This window comes from Curtobacterium sp. BNK-1, assembly GCF_048685235.1.
GTDB classification, from domain to species: Bacteria; Pseudomonadota; Gammaproteobacteria; order Enterobacterales; family Enterobacteriaceae; genus Pantoea; species Pantoea agglomerans.
Genome location: NZ_JBLQTJ010000001.1, coordinates 3706412 through 3718044, shown reverse-complemented (window position 1 = coordinate 3718044; position 11633 = coordinate 3706412). Strand labels below are relative to the sequence as shown.

Annotated in this window: 15 protein-coding genes; 7 read left to right on the top strand and 8 right to left on the bottom strand. The window is 55.7% G+C overall.

All coding sequences use genetic code 11. From position 1 onward, the window contains the following. Positions 1-40: 40 nt before the first annotated feature. Positions 41-904, bottom strand: coding sequence for a YicC/YloC family endoribonuclease (locus ACMGGP_RS17635; RefSeq protein WP_010258384.1), 864 nt, complete (start codon positions 902-904; stop codon positions 41-43). A gap of 155 nt (positions 905-1059) precedes the next feature. Here ACMGGP_RS17635 and ACMGGP_RS17630 point away from each other — a divergent pair, with 155 nt between their 5' ends. Continuing rightward, positions 1060-1485, top strand: coding sequence for a DUF3574 domain-containing protein (locus ACMGGP_RS17630; RefSeq protein ID WP_010672099.1), 426 nt, complete (start codon positions 1060-1062; stop codon positions 1483-1485). A 38-nt stretch (positions 1486-1523) separates the two neighbouring features. On the opposite strand, the gene ACMGGP_RS17625 is transcribed toward ACMGGP_RS17630, so the two are convergent. Then, the gene (locus ACMGGP_RS17625; RefSeq protein WP_010672098.1) at positions 1524-2708 is read right to left on the bottom strand and encodes a NupC/NupG family nucleoside CNT transporter; all 1185 of its coding nucleotides are present in this window, start codon (positions 2706-2708) and stop codon (positions 1524-1526) included. 150 nt (positions 2709-2858) lie between these two features. On the opposite strand from ACMGGP_RS17625, the gene rph reads away from it, so the two are divergent. Together rph and pyrE are read left to right on the top strand one after the other, a co-directional pair. Then, the gene (rph, locus tag ACMGGP_RS17620; RefSeq protein WP_010258378.1) at positions 2859-3575 is read left to right on the top strand and encodes a ribonuclease PH; all 717 of its coding nucleotides are present in this window, start codon (positions 2859-2861) and stop codon (positions 3573-3575) included. A gap of 49 nt (positions 3576-3624) precedes the next feature. Then, positions 3625-4266 (top strand): orotate phosphoribosyltransferase, encoded by a 642-nt coding sequence (gene pyrE, locus ACMGGP_RS17615; protein WP_031591887.1) that lies wholly within the window; start codon positions 3625-3627, stop codon positions 4264-4266. Between the two features lie 35 nt (positions 4267-4301). Here pyrE and slmA read toward each other — a convergent pair whose 3' ends face one another. The 3 genes from slmA to coaBC all read right to left on the bottom strand — a co-directional run bounded on the left by slmA (position 4302) and on the right by coaBC (position 6675). Then, positions 4302-4898: a nucleoid occlusion factor SlmA gene (slmA, locus tag ACMGGP_RS17610; RefSeq protein ID WP_010258372.1), complete on the bottom strand. Its 597-nt coding sequence runs from the start codon at positions 4896-4898 to the stop codon at positions 4302-4304. Positions 4899-5018: 120 nt separating this feature from the next. Further along, complete coding sequence (dut, locus tag ACMGGP_RS17605; protein ID WP_022624903.1) at positions 5019-5477, bottom strand: dUTP diphosphatase; 459 nt, start codon at positions 5475-5477, stop codon at positions 5019-5021. Continuing rightward, a complete protein-coding gene (gene coaBC / locus ACMGGP_RS17600) occupies positions 5455-6675 on the bottom strand; it encodes a bifunctional phosphopantothenoylcysteine decarboxylase/phosphopantothenate--cysteine ligase CoaBC (RefSeq protein ID WP_031591883.1) in 1221 nt (406 codons plus the stop codon). The genes dut and coaBC overlap by 23 nt, the downstream gene beginning before the upstream one ends. A 180-nt stretch (positions 6676-6855) precedes the next feature. Between coaBC and radC the strand changes: the two genes are divergently transcribed. The 4 genes from radC (at position 6856) to mutM (ending at position 9056) form a co-directional block, all read left to right on the top strand. Further along, positions 6856-7512 (top strand): RadC family protein, encoded by a 657-nt coding sequence (gene radC / locus ACMGGP_RS17595; protein WP_010258361.1) that lies wholly within the window; start codon positions 6856-6858, stop codon positions 7510-7512. A 241-nt stretch (positions 7513-7753) separates the two neighbouring features. Then, a complete protein-coding gene (gene rpmB, locus ACMGGP_RS17590) occupies positions 7754-7990 on the top strand; it encodes a 50S ribosomal protein L28 (RefSeq protein WP_006121249.1) in 237 nt (78 codons plus the stop codon). A gap of 19 nt (positions 7991-8009) precedes the next feature. Continuing rightward, positions 8010-8177: a 50S ribosomal protein L33 gene (rpmG, locus tag ACMGGP_RS17585; protein WP_003024094.1), complete on the top strand. Its 168-nt coding sequence runs from the start codon at positions 8010-8012 to the stop codon at positions 8175-8177. A gap of 69 nt (positions 8178-8246) precedes the next feature. Then, entirely contained in the window at positions 8247-9056 is an 810-nt protein-coding gene (mutM, locus tag ACMGGP_RS17580; protein WP_031591878.1) for a bifunctional DNA-formamidopyrimidine glycosylase/DNA-(apurinic or apyrimidinic site) lyase, read from the top strand. Here the strand turns inward: mutM and coaD are convergent. From coaD to waaA, 3 genes are read right to left on the bottom strand one after another with little or no spacing between them, the layout of a single operon-like run. Further along, the gene (coaD, locus tag ACMGGP_RS17575; RefSeq protein ID WP_010258279.1) at positions 9053-9532 is read right to left on the bottom strand and encodes a pantetheine-phosphate adenylyltransferase; all 480 of its coding nucleotides are present in this window, start codon (positions 9530-9532) and stop codon (positions 9053-9055) included. The genes mutM and coaD overlap by 4 nt on opposite strands. Then, positions 9529-10305: a glycosyltransferase family 2 protein gene (locus ACMGGP_RS17570; RefSeq protein WP_045139504.1), complete on the bottom strand. Its 777-nt coding sequence runs from the start codon at positions 10303-10305 to the stop codon at positions 9529-9531. The genes coaD and ACMGGP_RS17570 overlap by 4 nt, the downstream gene beginning before the upstream one ends. Beyond that, positions 10305-11579, bottom strand: a complete 1275-nt coding sequence (waaA, locus tag ACMGGP_RS17565) for a lipid IV(A) 3-deoxy-D-manno-octulosonic acid transferase (protein ID WP_010258275.1) — start codon at positions 11577-11579, stop codon at positions 10305-10307. Before waaA ends, ACMGGP_RS17570 begins: the two co-directional genes overlap by 1 nt. Between the last annotated feature and the right edge of the window lie 54 nt (positions 11580-11633).

The window sequence follows — 11633 nt, the reverse complement described above, 5'->3', positions numbered from 1 at the left end:
TTAACATGGGCTTGTGGGATGTACTGTGCAGGTGTGGAAATTACTCGATGTTCTGAATCTGCTCGCGCATCTGCTCAATCAGCACCTTCAGTTCAATAGCTGACGTGGTGATTTCAGCGTTGATCGACTTCGAAGCCAGAGTGTTCGACTCACGATTGAACTCCTGCATCATAAAGTCGAGACGGCGGCCAACTGCTTCTTTCTTTTTCAGGATGTTGTAAGTCTCTTTAACGTGCGCATCCAGACGATCCAGCTCTTCAGAAACGTCAACACGCTGCGCCATCATCACCAGTTCCTGCTCAAGGCGATTATTTTCCAGCTGGACTTCAGCATCTTCCAGTTTGGCGACCAGCCGCTCACGCTGCCATTTGATCACCTCAGGCATCTGCGCGCGCACTTTGCTGACTTCCTGCGAGACGCCTTCCAGACGCTGCTCAATCATCGCTTTCAGGGCGGTACCTTCGCTTTCACGTGCCGCAATAAAGTCATCAAGCGCACCATCCAGTGCCTGCAACAACTGGGTGTTGATGGCATCCAGATCCTGTTCCTGCGCAGACATCACACCCGGCCAGCGCAGGATATCCAGCGGATTAATCGCGCCTTCGTCGCTCTGCATTTTTACCCAGTTGGCAGCCTGCACCAGCTGTTTCGCCAGCGTTTCGTTGAGCATCAGTTCGCCCTGTGCGCTGGGATCGGCATCATAACGGAGGTTGCACTCAATTTTACCGCGCGTCAGACGCTGGCGAATGCGCTCGCGGATAACCGGCTCCAGCCCACGAAACTGTTCCGGCAGGCGGATGTAGGTTTCCAGATAACGCTGGTTCACGGAACGCAGCTCCCAGGCGGCGCTGCCCCATTCGCCTTTGGCTTCGCTGCGGGCATAAGCGGTCATACTGCGGATCATAAGCGGTACTCATTTGCGGAAAGATGGGTGAAGTATAGCGAGGCGAGTCACGGCATAACAGGCATAAGCGTCGCACAGGAAAATAACGAACCATTTCCGCTTTCAGCGACAGCCACTTATGATGGCCGTTGACCCTTTGTGAGGATGACTGATCTATGTCTCGCGTTATTGCCCTTCCTGTTGTGATGGCTCTGCTGCTGGCAGGTTGCCAGGCACGCCACTCGCCGCCCACTAAACCGCAACCCATCTGTGCGGGTGGCGACATGATGATGCAGACCACGTTGTGGTTTGGACTGAGCAAGCCTGATGGCGGCAGGGTGAGTTCACTCGACTGGATGAACTTCGTGGATAATGAGGTCACGCCACGGTTTAAAGCGGGCCTGTCGGTCTATGATGCCAAAGGGCAATGGCTGGGCGAGAACGGTCAGCTGGCACGGGAGAACAGTAAGGCGTTGATGCTGATCCACGGGATCGACCCCGCCACCAACGTTGATATTGAGGCGTTACGTAGCCTCTATAAAAAACGGTTTGGTCAGGAGTCGGTTATGCGGGTGGATGCACCCGTCTGCGTCGGATTCTAAGGCGAAAGCGGGCGGCAGAATTGCCGCCCGTTGAATAATCAGATAAACAGACCGGCAAAGGCTGCGGAGAGCAGACTGACCAGCGTGGAGCCATAGACCAGCTTCCAGCCAAAACGGGAAACCACATTTCCCTGTTTCTCATTCAGGCCTTTTATTGCGCCCGCCACAATGCCGATAGAGGCAAAGTTAGCGAACGAGACCAGGAACACCGACAGAATACCCAGTCCACGCGCACTCATGCCTGCCGCGACTTTCTGCAGTTCAATCATCGCCACAAACTCATTCGCCACCAGTTTGGTTGCCATGATGCTGGCCGCCTGCAGGGCATCGGCTTTGGGAATGCCAATCAGCCAGGCCAGAGGATAGAACAGGTAGCCGAGCAGTTGCTGGAAGCTGTAGCCGAACACCGCCGCAAACAGCGCGTTGACGGCAGCAATCAGCGCAATAAAGCCAATCAGCATGGCCAGAATAATCATCGCGACTTTGAAGCCTGCCAGGATGTATTCGCCCAGCATCTCAAAGAAGCTCTGCTCTTCATGCAGTTTATCCAGCGCGATAGGCTGCTCATCCTGGCTTTTCATCGGGTTGATGATCGACAGGATAATAAAGGTGCTGAACATGTTAAGCAGCAGTGCCGCAACCACATACTTCGGTTCGATCATCGACATATAAGCACCGACAATCGACAGCGAAACGGTAGACATCGCGGTCGCCGCCATGGTGTAGAGCCGGCGTGGCGGGATATCACCCAGAATCCCTTTATAAGCGATGAAGTTTTCCGACTGCCCAAGAATCAGCGTGCTGACGGCGTTGAACGACTCCAGCTTGCCCATGCCGTTAATCTTCGACAGCAGCGTCCCGAAAATACGGATCAGCAGCGGCAGGATGCGCCAGTGCTGCAATATGCCGATCAGTGCCGAAATAAAGACAATCGGGCAGAGCACGCCAAGGAAGATAAATGCCAGCCCCTGTTTGCTCATTCCGCCAAACACGAACTCCGTGCCCTGTGCGGCAAAACCCAGCAGCGTTTCAAAGAAACCGGCGAACGAACCGACCAGCGCCAGACCCCCGGCAGAGTGAAGGAAGAACCAACCCAGCGCGGCTTCCACCACAATCAGTTGAACAATAAAGCGCAGACGAATCTGTTTACGGTCATGACTGACCAGCAGCGCAAGGGCAAAAATCACCACCAGCGCCAGCAGGAAATGAAGAATGGCGGCCATATGTCTTTTTTATCAGAGAGAAAGGAACGCGCATTTAGCCACAGCTGGCGGGGAATTTCATCTGATGCCTGCGTCAGACCAGCGTAAGAGACAGCGGACAAGGAAGTCCGTATAATGCGCAGCCAATCATTAGCAAGCCGGAGAATACCCATGCGTCCAGCAGGCCGTAGCGCACAACAGGTGCGTCCAGTCACATTGACCCGCAATTACACCAAACACGCAGAGGGTTCCGTTCTGGTGGAATTCGGCGAAACGAAAGTGCTTTGCACTGCCTCGGTAGACGAAGGGGTTCCGCGTTTCCTCAAAGGCCAGGGCCAGGGTTGGGTAACGGCCGAATATGGCATGCTGCCGCGTTCGACCCACAGCCGTATGGCGCGTGAAGCTGCAAAAGGCAAGCAGGGCGGACGTACGCTGGAGATTCAGCGTCTGATCGCCCGTTCACTGCGCGCCGCGGTTGATCTTAAAGCGCTGGGTGAATTTACCATTACGCTCGACTGTGACGTAATTCAGGCCGATGGCGGCACTCGCACCGCATCAATCACCGGAGCCTGTGTGGCGCTGGCTGATGCGCTGAACAAGCTGGTGGCCAGCGGCAAACTGAAAGCGAACCCGATGAAGGGCATGGTCGCGGCGATTTCAGTGGGCATCGTCAAAGGCGAAGCGCTGTGCGATCTGGAGTATGTTGAAGACTCAGCCGCAGAAACCGACATGAACGTCGTGATGCTGGAAGATGGCCGCATGATCGAGGTGCAGGGCACTGCCGAAGGCGAACCGTTCAGCCATGAAGAGTTGTTAACGCTACTGGCGCTGGCTCGGGGCGGAATTGAGGAATTAATTCAGGCGCAGAAAGCAGCGCTGGAAAATTGATGTAACAGGCGACCTCAGAGTCGCCTTTTCTTTATTTGAGGAGTGAGAAATGAAAGCCTGGCAGCGTCAGTTTATTGAATTTGCCCTGAACAAGCAGGTGCTGAAGTTCGGTGAGTTCACTTTGAAGTCCGGGCGTAAAAGCCCCTATTTCTTTAATGCTGGTCTGTTTAACAGCGGACGGGATTTAGCGCTGCTGGGACGCTTCTACGCGCAGGCGCTGGTAGATGGCGCTGTTGATTTTGATCTGCTGTTCGGCCCGGCCTATAAAGGCATTCCGATTGCCACCACCACGGCGGTGGCGCTGGCGGATCATCATGACCGCGATGTGCCTTACTGCTTTAACCGTAAAGAAGCGAAAGATCACGGCGAAGGTGGCCTGCTGGTTGGCAGTCCGCTGCAGGGCAAAGTGATGCTGGTGGACGATGTGATCACCGCAGGCACCGCGATTCGTGAGTCGATGGATATTATCGGTGCGCACAACGCCACTCTGGCAGGCGTGCTGGTCTCGCTTGATCGTCAGGAGCGTGGACGCGGAGAAATGTCGGCGATTCAGGAAGTGGAACGTGATTACGGCTGCAAAGTGACCGCGATTATAACGCTGGCAGACCTGATTGCCTGGCTGGAAGAGAAGCCTGAGATGGCCGATCATCTGGCCCAGGTACGTGCCTATCAGAAAGCGTACGGGATTTAACAGAGGCGGGCGCAATGCCCGCCTTCTTTTACGCTTTACGCCAGCTGGGCGGCAATCAGCGGCCAGCGAGCCTCAAAGTCTGCGGTAGGACTGAAACGAAACTCAGAACGGACATACCGTGACAGTAAACCCTCACAGAATGCCAGCAACTGACTTGCCAGCAGCGCCTCATCAGCCTGAAAGGCTTCGCCCTCGCGCATTTTCCGTTCCCGCATCACCTGTCGCAGCTGCACTTCAATCCGCTCAAACAGCTGATTGATGCGTCCCTGCAGTCGGTCCTGCTCAAACATCAATGCATGGCCGGTCAGAATGCGCGTCAGTCCCGGATTACGCTCACCAAATCCCAGAATCAGTTGCACGATCAGACGCAGACGCGTCATGGTCTCTTTTTCATCCTTGAGGATCAGATTGATGCGGGTAATCAGACTGTCTTCGATAAACTCAATCAGGCTATCGAACATTCGTGTTTTACTCGGGAAGTGACGATACAGCGCCGCTTCGGAAACGCCCACCGTGGCTGCCAGTTTGGCTGTGGTAATGCGCTGGCTGCCATCACCCGACTCCAGCATCTGCGCCAGCGCCTGCAAAATCTCTTCGCGACGATTCCGCTTCGCGACTTTTTTTTCTGCCATGACCTTAAAGACCCCTGAAATTCACCTAAAAACAGGCAACACCTACGCATCTGCCACAGGAACGCGTCCTGTGGCGATGAGGAAAAAATAACGGGCGTAAGTGAAAGTCGGTAATGCGGGTTACTGGCGACCGGAGTGGCCGAAGCCGCCTTCGCCGCGCAGGCTGGCGTCGAAATCTTCGACCAGGTTAAATTCCGCCTGCACCACTGGTACAAAGACCAGTTGTGCCATGCGATCGCCGGGCTGCAGCGAGAAGCTTTCCTGGCCGCGATTCCAGACCGAGACCATCAGCTGTCCCTGATAGTCGGAGTCAATCAGACCCACCAGGTTGCCCAGCACGATGCCATGTTTATGGCCAAGGCCTGAGCGCGGCAGGATCACCGCGGCCAGATCGGGGTCGGCAATATGAATTGCCAGGCCGGTCGGAACAAGCGTTGTGGTGCCTGGTGCGATGTCGAGAACATCATCAATGCAGGCGCGTAAATCTAACCCAGCGGAACCTGAAGTCGCGTAGGTCGGCAGTGGAAACTCTTTGCCGACGCGCGGATCCAGGATTTTAACGTCTATTTTTTTCATCATAACGGCTGACAATCTCGTCTATTAATTGTTGGCCAAGGAGTGACTTATCGCTGAGCGGTAAGCGTTTTTCTCCATCCTGCCAAAAAAGGTGAAGAGCATTGGTGTCGCTATTAAACCCCTGTCCGGCTTTAGCGACGTCGTTAGCGCAGATCAGATCCAGATTCTTGCGCACCCGTTTTTGCCGGGCGTATTCTTCCACATTCTGTGTTTCAGCAGCAAATCCAACGACGAATGGCCGGTTTTCCTGAAGTGCAGCGACGCCGGCAACAATATCGGGATTCTTTACCAGGTTCAGCGTGACGTTATCATCGCCGCCCTGTTTCTTGATTTTATCGGCCGCAATATCGGCTGCCCGGTAGTCTGCCACGGCTGCGCTTGCAATGAAAATATGTTGTTTATCTATCTCACTCATGACGGCGGCCTGCATCTCCAGCGCGCTGGTCACATCAATTCGCCGCACACCCGCTGGCGCAGACAGGGTGACCGGGCCGCTGACCAGCGTGACCTGTGCACCGCGTCTGGCGGCGGCGTCGGCAATGGCAAAGCCCATTTTGCCGGAGCTGTGGTTAGTGATGTAGCGCACCGGGTCCAGCGCCTCACGGGTAGGGCCGGCAGTAATCATAATGTTGAGATGTTGCAGATCGTTGACGGGCGAGGCCCACTGCACCGCATGGTCAACAATCACCAGCGGGTCGAGCATCCGGCCCGGCCCGACATCGCCGCAGGCCTGGCTGCCGCTGTCCGGTCCCCAAATCAGCACGCCACGCGCCTGCAGGCTCTGCAGGTTATGCTGGGTCACCGCCGCACGATACATCTGCTGATTCATAGCGGGCACCACTGCCACGGGTGAGGCCGTCGCTAACACGGCGGTCGTCACCAGATCGTTTGCCATACCGGCAGTAATACGGGCAATCAGGTCAGCAGTGGCCGGTGCCAGCACAATAAGATCGGCCCATTTTGCCAGTTCAATATGACCCATCGCCGCCTCCGCTGCCGGATCAAGCAGATCGTCAAATACCGGATAGCCGGAGACAGCCTGCAGGCTGAGCGGAGTAATAAATGCTTTCGCACCCTCTGTCATCATCACGCGGACATCAGCACCGCGATCGCGCAGGCGGCGCACCAGCTCAGGTGCTTTATAAGCAGCAATACCGCCGCTCACGCCAAGAAGAATTTTTTTGCCGGCTAATCCCATCATGATGTTGGCCTCACTAAGCTCTCTGCCGCTCGCGGCGGCGAATGCACGGACTTTATCACAAAAGCGCGGATGCGCCTTTTCACTGACTGCGTTTGCGAGCCGTCTCGTAGATTGCAGCTTCACTGATAGCTGCACTCTTCATGATGGGCCATGCTAAGGCTCATCTCAGGGAGAGCGGATATGAAAATAAAGGGACCACGGGAAAAACTCCGGAAGCTGGGTGCGCATGCCCTCAGCGATACCGAACTACTGGCCATTTTTCTCCGTACCGGATCGCCTGGACAGAACGTCCTGGAGCTGGCCGGACAGATGCTGGACGGTTTTGGCTCGCTTTATCAGCTCATGACGTCAGACAAAGCGGCATTCGGTGAAATCAAAGGGGTCGGCGATGCCAAGCTGGCACAGCTTCATGCGATTGCCGAACTGGCGAAGCGTTTTTTCGCCAGTAAGCTGGCCCGCGAAAGCGCAATGGAAAATCCACAAATCACGCGCCAGTATCTGCAAAGTCTGTTAGCCCATCAGGAGCGTGAGATCTTCATGGCACTGTTTCTGGATAATCAGCATCGGGTGCTGCGGGCACAAAATATGTTCTCTGGTTCCATTAACAGCGTGGAAGTTCACCCCCGCGAGATCGTCCGGGAAGCGCTGAAGCTCAATGCTGCCGCTCTGATACTGGCGCATAATCACCCGTCGGGCATGGCGGAGCCGAGCCGTGCAGACCGTGAAGTGACCCATAAAGTCAGCGAAGCCTGCCAGCTACTCGACATCCGTCTGCTCGATCATCTGGTGATTGGGCATGGCGAATATGTTTCCTTTGCCGAGCGGGGATGGCTCTGACAGGGGGGAATTTCACGCCAGGTGGCGGCTTTTTGCCCGATCATTCGGGATCTTTATCTGTTCGGGACTTGAGCACTTGGGCTGAGCGGCGTATACTACGCCACCTTTGAGAATCTCGGGTTTGGCGGTTAGGCCAGCTTAGCGGGTTCCATGGAATTCGCCTGGCGGGCTGCAAGCCTGACGAGGCGGCCCAAACCTAATTTTTAAAGCTCGAGCTGATTTGATTTTTGGAGATATTGACATGTCACGAGTCTGCCAGGTAACTGGAAAGCGTCCGGTGACGGGTAACAACCGTTCCCACGCAATGAACGCGACGAAACGCCGTTTCCTTCCGAACCTGCACTCACACCGTTTTTGGGTTGAGAGCGAGAAGCGCTTCGTTACTCTGCGTGTATCTGTTAAAGGTATGCGTATTATTGATAAAAAGGGCATTGATACGGTGTTAGCCGATATGCGTGCCCGTGGTGAGAAGTACTAAGGTACTAAGGAACTGAATCATGGCTAAAGGTATTCGTGAGAAGATCAAGCTGGTTTCCTCTGCTGGTACAGGTCACTTCTATACCACCACGAAGAACAAACGTACTAAACCAGAGAAGCTGGAACTGAAAAAGTTCGATCCGGTTGTACGTCAGCATGTGCTCTACAAAGAAGCTAAAATTAAGTAATTTTAGTGTTCTGCTAAAAACCCGGCTCCGGCCGGGTTTTTTGTTTGTGTAAAACGCTGAGGAGAGGGTATGCCAGAGTTGCCAGAGGTTGAAACCAGCCGTCGCGGTATCGAACCGCATTTGGTCGGTGAAACCATCCTTCACGCCGTGGTGCGTAATTCACGTTTGCGCTGGCCTGTTTCGCAGGAGATCCTGGCGCTAAGCGATCAGCCGGTGCTCAGTGTGCAGCGCCGGGCGAAATATCTGCTGCTGGAGCTGCCGCATGGCTGGATCATTATCCACCTTGGCATGTCCGGTAGCCTGCGCGTGCTGTCAGAAGAGCTGCCAGCGGCGAAGCATGACCATGTTGATCTGGTCATGAGCAACGGCAAAGTGCTGCGCTACACCGACCCGCGCCGCTTTGGTGCATGGCTCTGGAGCAGCGATCTGGCGGGCAGCAGCGTGCTGGCACATCTCGGGCCGGAGCCGCTTAGCGAGGAGTTTGACGGCGCTTACCTGTTTGAGAAGTCACGCGGCAAGCGGACGCTCATCAAGCAGTGGCTGATGGATAACAAAGTGGTGGTGGGCGTGGGCAACATTTACGCCAGCGAGTCACTGTTTACCGCCGGGATCATTCCCGATCGTGCTGCCGGCAGTCTGTCGCAGGCCGAAGCGGAACTGCTGGTCAATACCATCAAAGCGGTGCTGTTACGCTCCATTGAGCAGGGCGGAACCACACTGCGTGACTTCTTACAGAGCGACGGTAAACCCGGCTATTTTGCACAGCAGTTACAGGTTTATGGGCGGGCAGGCGAACCCTGCCGGGCATGCGGTACGCCGATTGTCAGCGGCAGACACGGGCAGCGCAGCACCTACTGGTGCCCGAACTGCCAGCATTAAGCCAGTTTAGCCAGCAATGCCTGATGCACCGGCGCGGGCAGGAAGGCGGTCACATCGCCGCCGTGACGCGCCACCTCTTTGACCAGCGAAGATGAGATAAACGAGAAGCCTTCAGAGGGCATCAGGAAAACACTCTCAAGCGTTGGCAGCAGATGACGATTCATCTGGGCCAGCTGCATTTCATATTCAAAGTCTGACACCGCACGCAAGCCACGAACCAGCACATTCGCCTGCTGGTCACGGGCAAAATTCGCCATCAGGTCGCTGAATCCGACCACCTCAACGTTGGGCAGATGGGCTATCACTTCACCAGCCAGCGCCACGCGCTCATCCAGACTAAACATCGGTTTTTTACTGGGGCTGGCGGCAACGGCCAGAATGACCTGATCAAACATCTGCGCTGCCCGCGTCACGATGTCGAGATGGCCGAGCGTCACAGGATCAAACGTTCCGGGATAGATGGCTTTCGTGATCATACTCGCCCTTTTGCCGAAGCATGATTCAGCGCCCAGAGGGCTGAATATTTATTGAAGGTATATTGCGCATTGACCACCGCCAGAATCCAGCCCTGTTTTCCGTCGAGAAAACCGGCACGCAGCAGCAGGGTTTTCATAAACGCGCCCAGCGTATGGCTGAACAGAGAAAACAGGCTGCAACGCTTACCGCGCCGATGGCGTTCCGTAGCCCAGGCTTCGGCATAAGCCAGCTGCTTGCGCTGAAAGGCGATTAAATCGCGGCAGGTCAGATGCTGCAGATCGCCGGGTAATGCCACCACCGGCGCGCCGTCACTTTGCAGTGATTCATGCACCAGATTGTCATTGTAGCGGAAGGTGCGTGGGTAGAGTCGCATGACGCGGTCAGGATACCAGCCGCTATGGCGCATAAAGCGGCCGAGAAACAGATTACTGCGGCCCAGGCTATAAACCGTACGGCTGGGTGGCGCGACCAGCACCTGCTCAATCGCGGCGCGCAGTTCAGGTGTCACGCGTTCATCCGCATCGATCATCAGAATCATGTCGCCGGTGGCATAGTGCTGCGCGCGCTGGCGCTGGATGCCATAGCCCTGCCAGTCATCATTGAGGTAGACCTTCGCCCCAGCCTGTGTGGCGATGTCGACACTGTTGTCATGGCTGCCTGAGTCCAGCACGATAATTTCATCGGCCCAGCTGACCGAGGCCAGGCAATCAGGCAGCAGTTCCGCTTCGTTTTTGGCGATCATCACCACGGAAAGACGTTGGCGTGCTGACATTAGTGGGCCCGTGGTGGCAGATGCGGTTCGAGTAACTGTAGCAGACGCTGTAGCGCACCCTGATTCTGGTGCAGCACGTCTACCGCATGACGTCCGTAATAACGGCGGTAATCATCATCCTGTAACAGGTTGGTGACCTCTTTTTCCAGCGAAATCACGTCGGTGACGGTGATCAGCCCCTGGCCTTCCTGCAACTTGCTGCAGATATCTTTGAAGTTCCAGATATGGGGTCCCATCAGAACCGGAAGCGCATGGGCAGCAGGCTCCAGCGGGTTGTGTCCACCCCGTTCAACCAGGCTGCCGCCGACAAAGGCCAGATCGGCAATGCCGTATAGCAGCATCAGTTCGCCCATTGAGTCTCCGATGACCACCTGCGTTGAGCCAGACGGGATCTCGCCGCTGCTGCGCAGGATAAAACTGAAGCCGCGTTCCTGCGTGAGTTCACGGGCATCGTTAAAACGCTCGGGATGGCGGGGCACCAGAATCAGCAGCAAATCCGGAAACGTCTGCAGCAGGCGGCGATGAGCATCCAGCACAATGGCCTCTTCACCTTCGTGCGTGCTGGTGGCGATCCACACCGGACGGCGCGGCGCCCACTGACGACGCAGCGTCACCGCTCTGGCGGCCAGTTCTGGCGTCACGGAAATATCAAACTTCAGGCTGCCGGTAATCGTTAGTTGAGAACGTTTCAGGCCCAGGCTCAGGAAGCGGTCGCCATCTTCCGCATTCTGCGCCGCGATAAGCGTGATGCTCTGCAACAGCCGGCGCATGAATTTACCCAGCTTGCGGTAGCCTTTGGCCGATCGGGCCGAGAGGCGGGCATTGGCGATCACCAGCGGAATATTACGCTGGTGCAGAATGCGGATAATATTCGGCCATAGCTCGGTTTCCATGATGATCACCAGGCGTGGGTTGACCGTATCCAGAAAACGATTAATCGAACCCGGCAGATCATAAGGCAGATAGACGTGATGCACATCTTTGCCAAATGCAGATTGCGCGCGTTCAGAGCCGGTAGGCGTCATGGTGGTGACGGTAATCGGCAGGGTCGGGTAACGATGACGCAGAGCGCGCACCAGCGGGATCGCAGCCAGGGTTTCACCCACAGAGACCGAGTGCAGCACAATGCCGTCGGGCTTAACTTTGCCGACACAATAGCCATAGCGTTCTGCCCAGCGTTTGCGATAGGCAGGCGCTTTACGACCGCGCAGCCACAGGCGCAGCCAAATCAGTGGCTGAATTAAGTAGAGCAATGCGGTGTAAAAGGTCGTCATAGTTACCGTTACAGCAAATTCGCGTCTAAAAGCAGATTAAAATCAGATGGCGGC